This window comes from Pseudomonas sp. Irchel s3h9, from assembly GCF_900187475.1.
Classification (GTDB): Bacteria; Pseudomonadota; Gammaproteobacteria; order Pseudomonadales; family Pseudomonadaceae; genus Aquipseudomonas; species Aquipseudomonas neuropathica.
Genome location: NZ_FYDH01000014.1, coordinates 32,293 through 50,264 on the forward strand (window position 1 = coordinate 32,293; position 17,972 = coordinate 50,264).

At 60.3% G+C, this 17,972-nt stretch carries 14 protein-coding genes; 9 read left to right on the forward strand and 5 right to left on the reverse strand.

The features are described 5' to 3' along the window. Window positions 1-72: 72 nt before the first annotated feature. From CKW26_RS21910 to phhA, 5 genes are all read right to left on the reverse strand, one after another. The gene (locus CKW26_RS21910) at window positions 73-291 is read right to left on the reverse strand and encodes a hypothetical protein (protein WP_256579948.1); all 219 of its coding nucleotides are present in this window, start codon (window positions 289-291) and stop codon (window positions 73-75) included. 35 nt (window positions 292-326) lie between these two features. Continuing rightward, a complete protein-coding gene (locus tag CKW26_RS30300) occupies window positions 327-458 on the reverse strand; it encodes a hypothetical protein (RefSeq protein ID WP_256573958.1) in 132 nt (43 codons plus the stop codon). A gap of 270 nt (window positions 459-728) precedes the next feature. Next, window positions 729-1,922 carry an amino acid aminotransferase gene (locus CKW26_RS21915; protein WP_095050154.1) on the reverse strand — a complete coding sequence of 398 codons (1,194 nt, stop codon included), beginning with the start codon at window positions 1,920-1,922 and terminating at the stop codon, window positions 729-731. Beyond that, window positions 1,922-2,278, reverse strand: coding sequence for a 4a-hydroxytetrahydrobiopterin dehydratase (locus CKW26_RS21920; RefSeq protein ID WP_003222798.1), 357 nt, complete (start codon window positions 2,276-2,278; stop codon window positions 1,922-1,924). The genes CKW26_RS21915 and CKW26_RS21920 overlap by 1 nt, the downstream gene beginning before the upstream one ends. Window positions 2,279-2,393: 115 nt before the next feature. Further along, window positions 2,394-3,185: a phenylalanine 4-monooxygenase gene (gene phhA, locus CKW26_RS21925; protein WP_007965510.1), complete on the reverse strand. Its 792-nt coding sequence runs from the start codon at window positions 3,183-3,185 to the stop codon at window positions 2,394-2,396. 374 nt (window positions 3,186-3,559) lie between these two features. Between phhA and CKW26_RS21930 the strand changes: the two genes are divergently transcribed. The 9 genes from CKW26_RS21930 to CKW26_RS21970 all read left to right on the forward strand — a co-directional run bounded on the left by CKW26_RS21930 (window position 3,560) and on the right by CKW26_RS21970 (window position 17,518). Beyond that, window positions 3,560-5,125, forward strand: a complete 1,566-nt coding sequence (locus CKW26_RS21930) for a sigma-54-dependent transcriptional regulator (RefSeq protein ID WP_095050155.1) — start codon at window positions 3,560-3,562, stop codon at window positions 5,123-5,125. A gap of 299 nt (window positions 5,126-5,424) precedes the next feature. Beyond that, window positions 5,425-6,165, forward strand: a complete 741-nt coding sequence (locus CKW26_RS21935) for a flagellar basal body rod protein FlgF (protein WP_093439577.1) — start codon at window positions 5,425-5,427, stop codon at window positions 6,163-6,165. Window positions 6,166-6,210: 45 nt separating this feature from the next. Next, the gene (gene flgG / locus CKW26_RS21940) at window positions 6,211-6,996 is read left to right on the forward strand and encodes a flagellar basal-body rod protein FlgG (RefSeq protein WP_095050156.1); all 786 of its coding nucleotides are present in this window, start codon (window positions 6,211-6,213) and stop codon (window positions 6,994-6,996) included. 52 nt (window positions 6,997-7,048) lie between these two features. Beyond that, the gene (flgH, locus tag CKW26_RS21945; protein ID WP_038363773.1) at window positions 7,049-7,744 is read left to right on the forward strand and encodes a flagellar basal body L-ring protein FlgH; all 696 of its coding nucleotides are present in this window, start codon (window positions 7,049-7,051) and stop codon (window positions 7,742-7,744) included. Window positions 7,745-7,771: 27 nt separating this feature from the next. After that, on the forward strand, window positions 7,772-8,860 hold the full coding sequence (locus CKW26_RS21950; RefSeq protein ID WP_176091703.1) for a flagellar basal body P-ring protein FlgI: 1,089 nt from the start codon (window positions 7,772-7,774) through the stop codon (window positions 8,858-8,860). A gap of 11 nt (window positions 8,861-8,871) precedes the next feature. Beyond that, on the forward strand, window positions 8,872-10,164 hold the full coding sequence (gene flgJ, locus CKW26_RS21955) for a flagellar assembly peptidoglycan hydrolase FlgJ (protein WP_095050157.1): 1,293 nt from the start codon (window positions 8,872-8,874) through the stop codon (window positions 10,162-10,164). A 24-nt stretch (window positions 10,165-10,188) separates the two neighbouring features. After that, window positions 10,189-12,234 carry a flagellar hook-associated protein FlgK gene (gene flgK, locus CKW26_RS21960; RefSeq protein WP_095050158.1) on the forward strand — a complete coding sequence of 682 codons (2,046 nt, stop codon included), beginning with the start codon at window positions 10,189-10,191 and terminating at the stop codon, window positions 12,232-12,234. Window positions 12,235-12,247: 13 nt separating this feature from the next. Next, window positions 12,248-13,816, forward strand: coding sequence for a flagellar hook-associated protein 3 (locus CKW26_RS21965; RefSeq protein WP_095050159.1), 1,569 nt, complete (start codon window positions 12,248-12,250; stop codon window positions 13,814-13,816). Window positions 13,817-13,924: 108 nt separating this feature from the next. After that, entirely contained in the window at window positions 13,925-17,518 is a 3,594-nt protein-coding gene (locus CKW26_RS21970) for a glycosyltransferase (protein WP_095050160.1), read from the forward strand. The last annotated feature ends 454 nt before the right edge of the window (window positions 17,519-17,972 follow it).

Below are 17,972 nucleotides of genomic sequence, written 5' to 3' on the forward strand. Positions count from 1 at the left end.
ATAGGCTGCTTATGATACCGGCGTGGAGGCTTCTGGGGCGGGAAAAGTAAAACTATTTGCCGGGAGGCCGCTTCAGGGGTTGGCCGGGGCAACCAGTTGTGTGGTGACCAGCGCCGCGAGGGCATTTTCTTCGCTGCCGAAACGGGCGAGCAGGGCGGCTTGTTTCTCGGGGGAGAGACGGTTCCAGATGTCGATCATTTTCTCGGTGGCGCCGATGAGTACGGCAGCTTGGCTTTCGGAGAATTCGTCGGTCATGGCGGGCTCGGGGTTCAGGCAGTGTGGAAAGCGCATGTTAGCGCTTTCCACACGGTCTGTACGACGGGGTCTTACTCTTCGTTGTCGGCCGGGCGGCTCTCAACGGCTTCTTTCTGCTCGGGCTGTTGGGCTCCGGCTTGCTGCGTGGTCGTCTGCTCAGGTACGTGCAGGCTTGGGAAGGGGAGATTAGGAATCTCGTGCATGGTTGCGCTCCTCGCTAAGTCTGTTGATAGATCTGGTAGATCCGCGCTTCTTGAAAGCCTGCGCAGGATACAGCAGGAAAAATGACAATCAGACTTTTAATTCAAATTAATGCGACAGATGGCCGCAGGGGGGAGCAAAAACTGTGGTGATTGATCGTTCCCACGCTCTGCGTGGGAACGCCTCAATGGACGCTCTGCGTCCGCTGTTGGGACGCAGAGCGTCCCGGGCTGCATTCCCACACGGAGCGTGGGAACGAGCAATGGGAGGGATTATTTGCAGACGCTGGCGATGGCTTCTGCCAACAAGGCGAGGCGCGTAGCGTCGATGCCGGCGACGTTCGCCCGGCCCGAGTTGACCATGTACACGCTGTGATGCTCGCGCAGTTGCTTCACTTGCTCCGGCGACAGTCCGGTGTAAGAGAACATCCCGCGTTGTACGCCAATGTGTGCGAAACGCTCGCGCAGGCCATGCGGCTCCAGCGCTTCAACCAGGCCGCTGCGCAACTGCGCGATACGCAAACGCATGGCTTCCACTTCATCGGCCCAACGGGCTTTCAGCTCTGGATCGGCGAGGATGGTCGCGACCACCGCAGCACCATGATCGGGCGGTGTCGACCACAAATTGCGGGCGATGTTGGCCAGTTGGCTGCGGATGTCGATGAGCTTGTCGGCGCTTTTCGCGCAGACGATCAGCGCACCGGTTCGATCGCGGTACAGACCGAAGTTCTTCGAGCAGGAACTGGTGATCAGCAGCTCAGGCACCTCGGCCGCGAACAACCGGGTCGACCATGCATCCTGTTCCAGACCATCGCCAAAACCCTGGTAGGCAAAGTCGATCAGCGGCAGCAGATTGCGGCTGCGCACCACATCGAGCACGCGCTGCCAGTCGTCATGGCTCAAGTCAAAACCGGTCGGGTTGTGGCAGCACGCGTGCAGCAGCACCACATCACCGTTCGGCACTTGGTTGAGCACCGCGAGCATGGCATCGACGTCGAGACGGTTGTCACTGCCCACGTACGGGTAGTGACTGACCTTGACCCCGGCCGTGGCGAAAATGGTTTCGTGGATCGGCCAGGTCGGGTTGCTCAGCCACACGCCTTTGCCCGGCAGGCATTGGGCGATGAAGTCGGCGGCCAGGCGCAGGGCGCCAGTGCCGCCCGGGGTCTGGGTGGCGCCGGCACGTTGTGCAGCGATCAGCTTCGAGTCGGCACCGAGCACCAACTGATTGATGACTTTGCCGAACAGCGGGTTGCCGTGGCCACCGATGTAGGTCTTGGTGTCTTGGCTTTCGACCAGCCGCGCTTCGGCGATTTTCACCGCCTCCGGGATTGGCGTCAGGCCCTGAGCGTCCTTGTAGACGCCAACGCCCAGGTCGAATTTGCGCGGGTTGGTGTCCTGCGCATACGCCTCCATCAAACCGAGGATCGGGTCGCCGGGTACCCGGCCGATGGCGTCGAAGTGCATTACTTGCGTCCTTCTGCGGTCTTGGCCACTTCGTCAGTGCGCGCAGCCATGATGAAGTCGTTGCGGTGCAGGCCTTTGATCGAATGGCTCCACCAGGTCACGGTGACTTTGCCCCATTCGGTCAGCAGGCCCGGGTGATGACCTTCTGCCTCGGAGATCTCGCCGACAGCGTTGGTGAACGCCAGGGCGTGCTTGAAATTCTTGAACAGGAAAACTTTCTCCAGCTGCATGATGCTGTCGCGGACTTCGATGTTCCAGTCAGGGATCTGCTTGATCAGGATCGGCAGTTCTTCGTCGCTGACTTGTGGCGCATCGGCGCGGCAGGCTTCGCAGTGGGCTTGGTTCAAAGTGGACATGGTGTATTCCTGAATCGAGTGTGTTTTTTTATTAAAACGTTTGAGCTGTCAATGCCGTCACGCTAAACCAAAGTGGCGGCGACGGACAGGCTCAATTGTCAGCAAAAGTCGCGGTTCACGCGGCTTTCGGTTTCGGCGGAAACTTCGGTGCGTGCAGACCCAGCTGCATGCCTTGGCGAACCATGGCCATGATGTCTTCATGGGCCACGTCGAACAGACGCTTGAGGTTCGGCAGGACAAAGTACAGCGGTTGCAGGATGTCGATGCGATACGGCGTGCGCATGGCTTCGAGCGGATCGAACGCCTGATGCTCAGGTTCGTCCGACAGCGAATAAACGGTTTCTTTTGGCGAGGACAGGATGCCGCCACCGTAAATGCGTTTGCCTTGCGGGGTGTCGACCAGGCCGAACTCGATGGTCATCCAGTACAGGCGCGCCAGATAAACACGTTCTTCCTTGGTGGCCTGCAAACCGAGTTTGCCGTAGGTGTGGGTGAATTCGGCGAACCACGGGTTGGTCAGCAGCGGGCAGTGACCAAAGATCTCGTGGAAAATGTCCGGCTCTTGCAGATAGTCCAGTTCTTCGCGGGTGCGAATGAACGTCGCCACAGGAAATTGCTTGCTGGCCAGCAATTCAAAAAAGGTCTGGAAGGGGATTAGTGCTGGCACGCGGGCGACCTGCCAACCGGTGGTCTCGCCGAGCACCTTGTTGATCTCGCCCAGTTGCGGAATGCGGTCGTGGGGCAGACCGAGTTTTTCGATACCGTCCAGGTATTCCTGGCAGGCACGCCCTTCGATCACTTTCAACTGGCGAGTGATCAGCGTGTTCCACACCGCATGTTCTTCGGCGGGGTAGTCGATAAAACCTTGCGCATCGGGCTCGCGGGCCACGTATTGCGTCTGCTTCATACTGCTCTCCTGCTAGGGGAATTCGTTCTTGTTATGTCCAGCGATGGATTCAGAATTACCTGAGAGCGAGTTGATGTGCAGCAGGTTGAATGGCCTGCTCGTGGGAAATTTCTCTTTAATTCGTAAAGTTATCGTTACGCTTTGACCGCCGGTGCGCATTTTCGGTGATTTTCAGGTTTGAAAAGCCTAGTGGCTGTCACATAATCTTGACAACTATCTGCGTGCCACTACAGAAAAGTCTGGTGCGGTCCCCCTGTAGTAGTGAGCCTGCTCGCGATAGCGGTGCATCAGTCAGCATCAATATCAACTGACCCAAAGCCATCGCGAGCAGGCTCACTCCTACAGGTTTCTCATCGTTTATTCGGGCGATTTATATGCGCATCAAAGTCCACTGCCAGAACCGCATCGGCATCCTGCGCGACATTCTTAACCTGCTGGTTGCCTACGGGATCAACGTCGCGCGCGGTGAGGTCGGCGGTGAGCATGGCAACGCGATCTATCTGCATTGCCCGAACCTGATCAACATCCAGTTCCAGGCGTTGCGCCCGAAATTCGAGGCGATCGCCGGAGTGTTTGGCGTCAAGCGGGTTGGGCTGATGCCCAGCGAACGACGGCACATGGAGTTGAACGCGTTGCTCGGTGCGCTGGAGTTTCCGGTGCTGTCGATCGACATGGGTGGCTCGATCGTGGCGGCCAACCGTGCGGCGGCGCAGTTGCTCGGCGTGCGGGTCGATGAAGTGCCGGGTATTCCGCTGTCGCGTTACGCCGAAGATTTCGACTTGCCGGAGTTGGTGCGCGCCAACAAATCGCGAATCAACGGCATGCGGGTCAAGGTCAAGGGCGACATCTTTCTGGCCGACATCGCGCCGCTGCAATCGGAGCACGACGACAGCGAGGCCATGGCTGGTGCGGTGTTGACCTTGCACCGCGCCGATCGCGTAGGCGAGCGCATCTACAACGTGCGCAAGCAGGAGCTGCGTGGCTTCGACAGCATCTTCCAGAGCTCGAAAGTGATGGCCGCCGTGGTGCGTGAAGCGCGGCGTATGGCGCCGCTCGACGCTCCGCTATTAATTGAGGGCGAAACCGGTACCGGCAAGGAATTGCTTGCGCGCGCCTGTCACCTCGCCAGTCCGCGTGGGCAGTCGCCGTTGATGGCGCTCAACTGCGCAGGCCTGCCGGAGTCGATGGCCGAGACTGAGTTGTTCGGTTATGGCCCGGGCGCGTTCGAAGGTGCGCGCGCCGAAGGCAAGCTCGGGCTGCTGGAATTGACAGCGGGCGGCACGCTGTTTCTTGACGGTGTCGGTGAGATGAGCCCGCGTCTTCAGGTGAAGTTGCTGCGCTTTTTGCAGGACGGTTGCTTCCGCCGGGTCGGCAGTGATGAAGAGGTTTATCTGGATGTGCGGGTCATCTGTGCGACGCAGGTCGACTTGTCGGAGCTGTGCGCGCGCGGCGAGTTTCGCCAGGATTTGTACCACCGCTTGAACGTGCTCTCGCTGCACATCCCGCCGCTGCGTGAATGCCTCGACGGACTGACGCCGCTGGTCGAGCACTTTCTCGATCAGGCCAGTCGGCAGATCGGTTGCTCGCTGCCGAAACTGGCGCCGGCGGCGATGGATCGCCTCAGTCATTACCATTGGCCGGGCAACGTGCGGCAGTTGGAAAACGTTTTGTTCCAGGCAGTTTCGCTGTGCGATGGCGGCACGGTGAAGGCCGAACATATTCGTCTGCCGGATTATGGCGTGCGTCAGCCGCTTGGCGATTTCTCGCTGGAAGGCGGGTTGGACGAGATTGTCGGGCGATTCGAAAAAGCGGTGCTGGAGCGGTTGTATTCCGAGCATCCGAGCAGTCGGCAGTTGGGTAAGCGTTTGGGGGTTTCGCATACCACCATTGCCAACAAGCTGCGTGAATACGAAGTCGGCAAAGAGTCGGGCAGCACGTGATCGTTCCCACGCTCTGCGTGGGAATGCAGCCCGGGACGCTCCGCGTCCCAAAGCGGACGCAGAGCGTCCATTGAGGTATTCCCACGCGGAGCGTGGGAACGATCATTCGAGGGATTGCCGCCAAGCGGCATAACACCGCCGGTTTTTCGACTTCGATACATTTCAAATTTCCCCTCGCCATCCCCCAAGTCCTTTGTTTGCCGGGCCTTTGTGCGCCAGAAAAAAGTTGGTCTGCAAATTGCTTATGGCTCAGCAGTACAGCGGTGGGCGGCAAACGTCCGGCATGCAGAGGAAAGAGTGTGGACAAGTACCTTTATGTGGCAATGACCGGCGCCAGCCAGAACGCACTGGCGCAGAAGGCTCATGCCAACAACCTGGCGAACATCTCCACCAACGGTTTTCAGCGCGACCTGGAGCAGGCGCGTTCGATGCCGGTGTTCGGTGACAGCTTTCCGGCGCGTGCGTTTGCCATGAGCGAACGGCCCGCCACCGACTTCACTCCGGGCTCGCTGGTGCAGACCGGTCGTGACCTCGACGTCGCTGTCACCGGCAATGGCTGGATCGCCGTGCAGAACCCGAACGGCGGCGAAAGCTACGTGCGCACCGGCAGCCTCAACGTCGACGCCCTCGGCGTATTGCGCGCCGGCAACGGCATGCCGGTGATGGGCAATGGCGGTCCGATCGCCGTGCCGCCCGAGCAGCAGATCGAAGTCGGTGAAGACGGCACCATCAGTATTCGGGCGATGGGCGAAGGCCCGCGCGTCATGGCGGAGGTCGACCGGATCAAGCTGGTCAACCCGGACATCAAGAACATGAACAAGGGCCTCGACGGCTCGATCTACACCAAGGACGGCCAGCCTGCGCCGGCCGATGCCAACGTCAAACTGGTGTCGGGTTTCCTGGAGTCGAGCAACGTCAACGCCGTTGAAGAGATGACCTCGGTGCTGGCCTTGGCCAAGCAGTTCGAGTTGCACGTCAAGATGATGAACACCGCCAAAGACGACGACCAGGCCATGGCTCGGGTCTTGCAGATCAGCTAATTATCAGAACGTCGCGCCGAAAAACAGGCGCACGAGGAGAATCGAATGCTTCCGGCTCTATGGGTTGCCAAAACCGGTCTGTCCGCCCAGGACACCAACCTGACCACCATTTCCAACAACCTGGCGAACGTGTCGACCACGGGTTTCAAACGTGATCGTGCCGAATTCCAGGACTTGCTCTACCAGATCAAGCGTCAGCCAGGCGCTCAGTCGACTCAGGACAGCGAACTGCCGTCGGGTCTGCAACTGGGTACCGGTGTGCGCATTGTCGGCACCCAGAAAAACTTCACCGCCGGCAGCCTGCAAACCACCGAGCAGCCGCTGGACATGGCCATCGACGGTCGCGGTTTCTTCCAGATCCTGCAGCCGGACGGCACCACGTCCTACACCCGTGACGGTACCTTCCACCTCGATTCCAACGGCCAGATCGTCAACGCCAGTGGTTTCGCTCTGGAACCTGCCATCGTTATCCCGAACGACGCCCAGACCTTCACCGTTGGCCGTGACGGTACTGTGTCGGTGACCATCGCCGGTAACCCGGCAGCGCAAGTGATTGGCAACCTGCAAACCGCCGACTTCATCAACCCGGCCGGTCTGCAAGCAGTGGGTAACAACCTGTTCCTGGAAACCGCCGCTTCCGGCGCGCCGCAAGTCGGCACTCCGGGTCTGGCCGGTTTCGGTACCACCCTGCAGAACACCCTGGAAACCTCCAACGTCAGCACTGTTGAAGAAATGGTCAACATGATCACCACTCAGCGCGCGTACGAGATGAACTCCAAGGTGATCTCCACCGCTGACCAGATGCTCTCGTTCGTAACGCAGAATCTGTAATCAAGTCTATGAGGCGGCCATGAGGTCGCCTGCAACACCGTGAGGTAGGGTCATGAATCGCTTTGTATCTGTTCTGGCATTGAGTGGGGTCGTCTCGCTCGCGGGCTGCGTCGCTCCGACGCCCAAGCCCAATGACCCTTACTACGCCCCGGTGTTGCCGCGCACGCCGTTGCCGGCTGCCGCCAATAATGGCTCGATCTATCAGGCCGGCTTCGAGCAGAACCTGTACAGCGACCGCAAGGCTTTCCGGGTCGGTGACATCATCACCATCACCCTGAACGAGCGCACGCAGGCGAGCAAGAACGCCAACTCGCAGATGGACAAGAACAGTGACAACAAGGTCGGTCTGACCTCGTTGTTCGGCTCCAGCCTGACCACTAACAATCCGATTGGGGGCAACGACCTGAGTCTGAACGCCGGCTATAGCGCCGACCGTTCGACCAAAGGCGACGCCAAGTCCGGGCAGAGCAACAGCCTGACCGGTTCGATCACCGTGACCGTCGCTGACGTGCTGCCCAACGGCATCATCGCCGTGCGTGGCGAGAAGTGGCTGACGCTGAACACCGGTGACGAACTGGTGCGCATCGCCGGCCTGGTGCGTGCCGATGACATCGCCACGGACAACACTGTGTCGTCGACCCGGGTCGCCGATGCACGCATCACCTACTCGGGTACCGGCGCGTTTGCCGATACGAGTCAGCCAGGCTGGTTCGACCGTTTCTTCCTCAGCCCGCTGTTCCCTTTCTAGGTGGCTACGTTGAATTTCAAGAGCCTCATGCTGGCTGCGGCGCTGATGTCCGCAGCCTTTGGTGCCCACGCCGAGCGGCTGAAAGATATCGCCAGCATTTCCGGCGTGCGTTCCAACCAGTTGATCGGTTACGGCTTGGTGGTCGGGCTTAACGGCACCGGCGACCAGACGACGCAAACCCCGTTCACCCTGCAGACCTTCAACAACATGCTCTCGCAGTTCGGCATCAAGGTGCCGCCGGGATCGGGCAACGTGCAGTTGAAAAACGTCGCAGCGGTGTCGATCAGTGCCGACTTGCCGGCGTTCGCCAAACCCGGTCAGCAGGTCGATATCACCGTGTCCTCGATCGGTAACTCCAAGAGCTTGCGTGGCGGTACGCTGTTGCTGACCCCGCTCAAGGGTATCGACGGCAACGTCTACGCAGTCGCTCAGGGCAACCTGGTGGTCGGCGGCTTCGACGCCGAAGGCCGTGACGGTTCGAAGATCACCGTCAACGTTCCGTCGGCCGGTCGTATCCCCGGCGGTGCCTCTGTGGAGCGTTCGGTGCCGAGCGGTTTCAACCAAGGCAACAGCTTGACGCTGAACCTCAACCGTTCCGACTTCACCACGGCCAAACGCATCGTCGACAAGATCAACGACATGCTTGGCCCTGGCGTTGCGCAAGCCATCGATGGCGGTTCGATCCGTGTCACTGCGCCGCTCGATCCGAGCCAGCGCGTCGACTACCTGTCGATCCTGGAAAACCTCGAAGTCGACCCGGGTCAGGCGGTGGCGAAAGTCATCATCAACTCGCGTACCGGCACCATCGTCATTGGCCAGAACGTGAAAGTGTCGCCAGCCGCCGTGACCCACGGCAGCCTGACCGTGACCATCACCGAAGACCCGATTGTCAGCCAGCCCGGCCCTCTGTCCAATGGCCAGACCGCTGTCGTGCCGCGCTCGCGGGTGAATGCCGAGCAGGAAGCCAAACCGATGTTCAAGTTCGGTCCGGGCACCACCCTCGACGAAATCGTTCGTGCGGTGAACCAGGTCGGCGCGGCGCCGGGTGACTTGATGGCGATCCTCGAAGCCTTGAAGCAGGCCGGCGCGTTGCAAGCCGACCTGATCGTGATCTGAGGCCGACCCTTATGGATATGCGCAAAAGCGGTCTGGTCAGCAGCAGCGATTCGGGTTCCTACTCGGACCTCAATCGCCTGAACCAGCTCAAGGTCGGCGACAAGAACAGCGATGCAAACCTGCGCAAGGTGGCGCAGGAATTCGAATCGCTGTTCCTTGGCGAGATGCTCAAGTCGATGCGCTCGGCGACCAACGCCTTGGGTGAAGACAATCCGCTGAACACGCCGGCGGCCAAGCAGTATCAGGAAATGTACGACCAGCAACTGGCCGTTTCCATGTCCCGCGAGGGCGGTGGTATCGGTCTGGCCGACGTGCTGATGCGCCAGATGTCGAAGAACAAACCGCTGGCGCCGGGCGAGGCCGCTGCCGCGTCCGCCGCCAAGCAGGAAGAAGCCAAGGCGAAAGCTGCTGCCGTGGCTACGCCGATTGCCGCCGGCACCGTTGCCACCAATGGCCCGTTGTCGCGGCTCAATGGCGAGCGACCGCTGTGGGCGTCGCGTTCGGTGAATGCGCCGAACACGCAACTGGCTCATCGCAACGATATGGAACTGATCAATCAGCGTCGCCTGGCTTTGCCACCAAAACTGGCCGATCGTTTGCTCGCCGGGCTGGTGCCGTCAGCCACGCCGGCAGCGGCAACGGCATTGCCGCAGCGTGCGACAACCGCTGCCACCACTGGCGCCGGCCCGCTGTACAACGGCGATTGGCTGGCCCGCGCCGAGGGCGAAAAAGCTTCGGGCGGACAGATGCAGGTCTACGGTCGCGCCATGGCGCAGATTCCACTGGCGCCGGCGAAGAAAGCTTTCAGTTCCGCCGACGAATTCGTCAACACCATGCTGCCGATGGCCAAGGAAGCGGCCGACCGCATCGGCGTCGATCCGCGTTATCTGGTGGCGCAGGCGGCGCTGGAAACCGGTTGGGGCAAGTCGGTCATGCGTGCCCAGGATGGCAGTAGCAGCCACAACCTGTTCGGCATCAAGGCGAGCAGCAACTGGAAGGGCGATTCGGCCCGGGCGATCACCAGCGAGTTTCGCAATGGCGAGATGGTCAAGGAGACGGCCGAGTTCCGTTCCTACGCCTCGTACAAGGACAGCTTCCACGATCTGGTGACTTTGCTGCAGAGCAATAATCGCTATCAAGATGTCGTGAAGTCTGCCGATAACCCAGAACAGTTTGTACGCGAGTTGCAAAAGGCCGGTTACGCCACCGACCCGAACTACGCAAGCAAGATTTCGCAGATTGCCAAGCAGATGAACAGTTTCCAAAACTACGCTGCGGCGGGTGTATCCACCACGCCTTTATAAGGCACAAGGTATAAGGTCTGAACCATGAGTTTGCTCAATATCGGGATGTCGGGACTGTCGGCCAGCCAGTCCTCTTTGGCTACGACAGGCAACAACATTGCCAACGTCGACACCGCCGGTTATTCACGTCAGCAAACCGTGCAGGGCACCAAATCCTCGCAGCAGTTCGGCACCGTGTTCATCGGTACGGGCACGACCCTGGCCGACGTGCGCCGGGTGTACAACTCGTACCTGGAAAGCCAGCTGCACACCGCTACTTCGCTCGACAGCGAATCGGCTGCTTACCTGGCGCAGGCCACACCGCTGGACTCGATGCTGTCGGACACCAACACCGGCCTGACCGGTGTGCTGCAGAAGTTCTTCACCACGATGCAGGGCGTTTCGACGTCGGCGACCGATGACACCTCCCGCCAATCGGTGCTGACCGGTGCGCAGGCGCTGACCAGTCGCTTCAATACCATCGCCAAACAGCTCAACGACCAGAACACCACCATCAACGGCAGCCTTGGCGACATGACGGCCCAGGTGAACAAACTGGCCACCTCGATTGCCAACCTGAACCAGAAAATCGGCGAGATCTCCACCAGTGGCGGTGCGCCGAACGATCTGCTCGACAGCCGCAACGAAGCCGTGCGCCAGCTCTCCGAACTGACGGGTGCACAGGTCGTCGAGCGTGGCACCAGTTTCGACGTTTACATCGGCAGCGGTCAGCCTCTGGTGATCGGCAACACCACCAACACGCTGAGCATGGTCGCGAGCAAAGACGACCCGTCGCGCATGGCCATCCAGATGGATCGCGGTTCGAGCACCATCGACATCACCTCGGCGATGAGCGGCGGTGAAATCGGCGGCCTGTTGACTTACCGCAAAGAAGTCCTCGACCCGTCGCTCAACGAGCTGGGCCGCGTGGCGCTGGTGATCGCTGATCAGGTCAACAGTCAGCAAGCCCAGGGCATCGACAAGAACGGTGACTTCGGCGCGGCCATTTTCAACAACATCAACAGTGCCGCGCTGATCAGTTCGCGCAGCATCGCGCAGTCGGGCAATAGCACCGGTTCGGGTAACCTCGATGTCACCATCAAGGACACCGGCAAGCTGACCACCAGCGATTATCAAGTGACGTTCACCAGCGCCACTGACTACACCGTCAAGCGTTCCGATGGCACCGATATGGGCGCCTTCAGTACCACGACCAATCCGCCGCCTGTGATCGACGGTTTTACCCTTGCTCTCAAGGGTGGTGCGTTGAGCGCCGGTGACAGCTTCAAAGTCACGCCGACCCGCAATGCGGCGGCGAGCATCCAGACAGTGCTCACCGATCCGAAGAAAATCGCTGCGGCCGGTCCGTTGACCGGTGTAGCCAGCGCCAACGGTCTGGGCACTTTCACCCAGCCGACGCTCAACAGCAAAATCGATATCTACAACCCGACTGCCCAGGCTGACATGCAGGCGGCGCTGAAGAACTCGACGCCGGTCAAGCTGGTGTTCGGTGCGGTCACCGGGGGCAGCCAGTCTTACACCTTTGTGGATGCCAAGGGCGGCCTCATCAGCAGCGGCACTATCGTTCCCGGTCAATCGAACACGCTGGACCTGAAAGTCGGCATCGTCGATGCCAGCGGCAACCCGGTGATGGACACCAGTGTTACGCCGAACGTGCAGAAGACATTCTCCGTACAGACCACCGTTGGCGGCACGCCGAAGTCCGGCGAAACCTTCACCATGAATCTCACCGGTGCGGCGTCTTCGGACAACCGCAACGCGCAATCGCTGGTCGCCCTGCAAACGGCGCAGACCGTCGATACCGGTTCGGCGAGCAAGGGCATCAGCCTGACTGACGCCTACAACAAGCTGGTGACCAACGTCGGTACCAAAACCGCCCAAGGCAAGTCCGACAGCGCCGCGACCTCGGCGATTCTGGATAACGCCAAAGGCGCGCGCGATTCGCTGTCCGGGGTCAACTTGGATGAAGAAACCGGCAACCTGGTCAAATATCAGCAGTACTACACAGCGTCTTCGCAGATCATCAAAGCTGCGCAGGAAACTTTCGCCACGCTGATCAACAGCCTTTAAGGAGTCGTAATTCATGCGCATTTCCACCGCCCAGTATTACGGCACGCAAGCGTCGGACTATCAGCGTAACTTCAACAAGGCCGTCGCCACCGCCAGCGAGGCGAGCAGCCTGCAGCGCATCAATACCGCCGCCGATGATCCGATCGGTGCCGGGCGCTTGCTGCAACTGGGCCAGCAGGCCGCGATGCTCGATCAGTACAAGACCAACGTCGACAGCACCAAAAGTGCATTGACCGTGCAGGAATCCACGCTGGACTCGATCACCACCGCGTTGGCCCGCGCCAAGGAACTCGCCCTGGCCGCCAACAATGGCACGGCCACCGACAAGGACCGCCAGGCTTACGCTTCGGAAATGGGCCAGATCCAGCAACAAGTGCTGGGGCTGATGAACGCCAAGGATGCCAGCGGCAACTACCTGTTCTCTGGTTCGAAGACTGACACCGCGCCGTATTCGCAGAATGCCGACGGCACCTACAGCTACAACGGTGACCAGACCACGATCAATCTGGGCATCGGCGATGGCATGACGATCGGCACCAACACCACCGGTTGGGCTGCTTTCCAGCAGACCATCAATACCGCGCGTACAAACGTCGCCATGACCGCTCCGGCAGTGGATGACGGTCGCGTCGTACTGTCCAACGGCACGATCGGTACCGTAGCCACTTACAACTCCAAGTTCACCGCTGGCCAGCCGTATACCGTCAGCTTCCTCAGCAGCACCCAGCTGAAAATCACCGATGCCCTTGGCAACGACGTGACGGCTGAGGCGAGCCAGAACGGTTTGGTCAGCAACAGCAGCGGTGCCAACCAGACGGTCAGCTTCCGTGGCGTCGACATGAAGCTGAACATCAACCTGAAGGCCGGTGATACCAACCCTGACGCGGTCATTGCCGGCCACAGCTTCCAGTTGTCTACCGCGCCTGACTCGTTCACTACCACGCGCAGCCCGGGTAACCCGTCGACCGCCGTGATTACCGGTTCGAGCATCACTGACCAGGCGGCGTACACTGCGGCATTCCCGCAGGGCGGCGCCGTTCTCAAGTTCACCAGCGCCACCGCATTCGATCTGTATGCTGCGCCGGTGACTGCGGACAGCAAACCGGTGTCCTCGGGCACTGTGGCCGGTAGCAACGCCACGGCGGCAGGCGTGACCTTTGCTCTGGGCAGCGCACCGGCAGCGGGTGATCAGTTCTCGATCCGCCCAAATGATCACCAGACCCAGAACGTGCTCGACACCCTCGGTCAGATGATTACTGCTCTGAATACACCGATCGATGGTGATCCGGTGGCCAAGCAGAAATTCCAGGGCGCCATGGAGGCGGGCCTCGGCAACATCGACGCGGCCAACAATCAGATCGGCACCGCGGTGACCGAGATTGGTGCCCGTGGTCAGGCGCTGGAAATGCAAGCCACCACCAATGACAGTCTGAGCACCGCGAATACCACCACGCAAGGTTCCATTCGCGATTCGGATCCGGCTGAAGTGATGACGCGACTGACCCTGCAGCAGACCATGCTGCAAGCTTCGCAGCTTGCGTTCAGCAAGATCAGCCAGTTGGGTCTGTTCAACAAGATCTGATCCTCAACGGGCGCGTAAGCGCCCGTTTACCCTGCCACTCAGTCATGTTTTTTAGCGGTATCAAGGGCTCGCTTTTCCGAGCGGGCTCGTATCGCCTGTGAGCCCGCCGTGAATTCACTCCCTCTTGTCAGTCTTGTCATTCCCGCCTTCAATCCGCGCTTTTTCGAGCGGACGCTGAACAGCGCTGTCAGCCAGAATTACGCCAATCTTGAAATTATCGTGTGCGATGACAATCGTGGCGACGAGATTGAAGACATCGTTACGCGGGTGACGGAGCAGACCGGCTTTGCCGTGCGTTACGTGCGCAACCCTCGAACGCTGGGGCTGGTCGGTAACCTGAAGGCCTGCCTTGAGCAAGCCCGGGGCGAGTTCATCAAATTCCTGTGTGATGATGACCTGCTGTATTCGGCCTGTATCGAACAGCAAGCCCACGAGCTGCGGCGTGACGAAGTCAGTCTGGTGGTAGCGCAACGGTTGTTGTGGGATGCCAACGACATCATCCTGCCCGCACGTCTGGAAAACAGCTCATTGTCGCCGGCCAGTGGTTTGCTCAAAGGCGACGATGTACTGAGCATCTTTGAAAAATTCCCGGTCAACGTACTGGGTGGATTCAGTAGTGCGCTGTTTCGCCGTAGCGACGTTGTGGAGCTTTTGCCAGCCTTGACCGAGGAGGGGGCCTGCTTCGTTGCGACGCTGGATTTTGCCTTGTACGTCTGTCTGTTGCGGCGCGGCAATCTGGTGGTCTCCAACAACGTACTGAGTGCCGAGCGTCTCTACCCCGAGCGTCTGAGCGCGCAGCAACCGATGAAAGACGCGGCCGAGATCGAGCGCGAGTGGATCTCGCAAATGCTCAAGGTCCGCAGCGGCGAGTCGGCGCCGGCGCCGGGCTGGGTTCGTTATGTGCCGTTGACCAAGGCCGATGAGTCGCCTCGGGTCTGGCAGGAGCTGCCGCTGAGCCGTACCCTCGGCACCAAGCAGAGCCGTCAGGAGCTGGGGGTCGGAGTCGACAGCTTCAGTTTTGGCGAACTCTATGCACAATGGCTGGCGGTTCGGGTGTTGACCGAGGCGCAGCGCCAATGGCTGCCGGAAACCCTCGCTGGCTGGCCGCACCGACCGCGCATCGTGCCGATCATCATTGATGCCCAAGGCAGTCGCGATGGCCTGGAGCGCACCCTTGAGGCACTCGCCGCTCAGGATTACCCGCCGGAGCTGGTTCTGGTGCTGTCCACGGCTTGCAGCGAGGCGAAGCTGGACGATCGGGTGTTCCACATGCCGTTGCAGGGTGACGGCCTGGAGCAGATCAACGCTCTGCTGCCGCAACTGGAAGGCGCCGACTGGTTTTATCTGTTGCAGCCAGGTGACTGCCCGGTGGCGCCAGCATTGTTGGTGATGGCCGATCGCATTGCGCACGCAAGCTCATTGACATGCCTGTACAGCGACGAAGGCAGTCTGCGCGATGGTGAGTCGGCCGAGCCTGCGTTCAAGCCGGATTTCAACCTCGACCTCATGCGCAGCTACCCTTACGTCGGGCGAGCGCTGGCGTTCCAGCGCGAACGGTTCCTGGCGCTTGGTGGTTTTACCTCGACGTTCGCCGAACTCGCGCCCCACGATGTGCTTTGGCGCATGGTTGAAAACGATGGCCTGCAAGTGGTCGGGCACATTGCTGAAGTGTTGCTGGAGTCGAAATTCGATCTGTCGCAATGGCTCACTGATCCTGGCGTTGCGCAGCAAAGTCCGCGAATCCTCGAAGCGCATCTGCAACGCCTTGGCATCGCTCACGACATTCGCGACCGTAACGGCGGGCTGCTCAATCGTGTCGACTATCACCATGCCCGGCGCCCATTGGTGTCGGTGGTCATTGTCACGCAGGACCAGACGGCTGCCTTGCAACGCTGCGTCGAGACATTGCTGGAAAAGACCGACTACACCGAGTACGAATTGCTCTTGGTCGATAACGGCAGCGAAAGCGCTGAAGCGTTGGCTTGGCTGGACGGTATGGCGCAACTGGGCAGCGAGCGGATTCGCGTGCTGAGCTACCCGCAAAAGGGTAACGCGGCAGCGGTGCACAACTATGCCGTCAGCCAGGCGCGCGGTGAGTATGTGTTGATGCTCAACGCCTTTGCGGTGATCACCCGGAACGACTGGCTCGACGAACTGCTCAATCATGCGCAACGCCCGGAAGTCGGGGTGGTCGGCGCCAAGCTGTTCAATCCGGACGGCGGCGTGCTGCACGCCGGCCTGATTCTTGGCTTGAACGGGCCGGTCGGGTTGCCGTTCTATGGCCAGCCGATGCAGTCGGAAGGGTACATGCATCGCCTGCAGGCGGTGCATGACCTGAGTGCCGTCGGCAGTGATTGCCTGATGATTCGCAAGTCGGTGTTCGAAGCTGCCGGCGGGCTGGACGAGCAGGACCTCAAACAAACGCTCAATGTCGTGGACCTGTGTCTGCGCGTTGGCCGCGACGGTTATCTGGTGGTGTTGAACCCCAATGCGATCCTGGCTGTGGGTGCGCGGCCAAATGCGATGGCGACACCGGAGGAAGAAGCGCAGCACGCCGAGGAGAGGGACACGTTTTACCAGCGCTGGCTGCAGCTGGTGGCGCGCGATCCGGCCTACAACGTCAACCTGACGTTGCAGGGCGTGGGCGCCACCAACTTCAGTCTGGAGCCGGGACTGCGCACGGGGTGGAGTGCATTCTCCAAGGCGCAGTTGCCCAATCTGCTGGTGGTGCCGATCAACGCTTCGGCCATCGGCCATTACCGCATGAGCCAGCCGATGATCGAGCTGGAAGCGGCCAATAGGGCGGAAGGGCGTATTTGCTACGGCTTGCCGTCGATCATCGATATCGAACGTCAGTCGCCTGATGTGATCGTTCTGCAAGGGCGCTACTCGGAGCACGCCATCGATGAAATCCCACCGCTGAAAAAGTACTTCAACGCTCGACGGATCTTCGAACTCGACGACTACGTCATTGATGTTCCCCACCGCAATGCGCACATACGCAACATGCCGAGCAAGCAGGACATGGAGCGCATGGTGCGCCGCGCGATCGGGCTGTGTGATCGTGCGGTCGTATCCACCGCACCACTGGCCAACGTGCTGTCGGACATGCACCACGACATTCGTGTCGTCCCTAACATGTTGGCCAAGGACTTGTGGGGCCACCTGCGCAGCCAGCGTCGGACCTCGAAGAAACCGCGGGTCGGCTGGGGCGGCGGCACCAGTCACCACGGTGATCTGGCGGTGATCGCCGAGGTTGTTCGTGAACTGGCCAATGAAGTCGACTGGGTGTTTTTCGGCATGTGCCCGGATGATCTGCGGCCGTACATGCATGAGTTCCATGGCGTCATCGGCCTGGACGTGTACCCGGCGAAACTGGCCAGCCTCAACCTCGATCTCGCGTTGGCGCCGCTGGAGTTCCATATCTTCAACGACTGCAAGAGCAACTTGCGGCTGCTGGAATACGGCGCCTGCGGTTACCCGGTGATCTGCACGGATACCGAGGCCTATCGCGGTTATTTGCCGTGCACGCGGATCAAGACCAACAGCACGGATGAATGGCTGCAAGCGATCCGTATGCACCTGGCCGATCCTGATGCCAGTTATCGCATGGGTGATGAATTGCGTGAGGTGGTGTTGCGCGATTACGTGTTGCGCGGCGATAACTTGCGCTACTGGGAATACGGCTGGCTGGCGGATTGATCGAGCGGGGCTTGGCGGCCTTTGGGCCGACCAGGCTCTTGGGGTTTTGGGGGTGTATCCGTTGCTGCGGGGGTTGCTGATTAGGGTTCCGCCCTTACGGCGGGTCACTTTTTCCAGACGCCGAAAAAGTAACCAAAAAGGCTTGCTCCTACGTGCGGCCCACTCGCTAAAGCTCGGGGTCCCTTCGCTCCGGGATCGATCCGGGGGGCATCGCCTACGGTTTGCTTCGCTGCACCTCCTCTCGATGTGTTTGGCTTCGCCAAACGGTCGCTGCGCTCCCACCCCCGGATCAATCCCTCCGCTCAGCCTTCCGACGTCGCTCGTGGATCAAGATCAAGAGCTGCAGCCGAGCTAACGCTCATCCTGTTGAGTGGTGAGGAGCAACAGCGTGCTCGGCTTTGATTCTGTGGTGGGGCTGCCCTTCACCCCAGCCCTCTCCCGAGGGAGAGGGAGC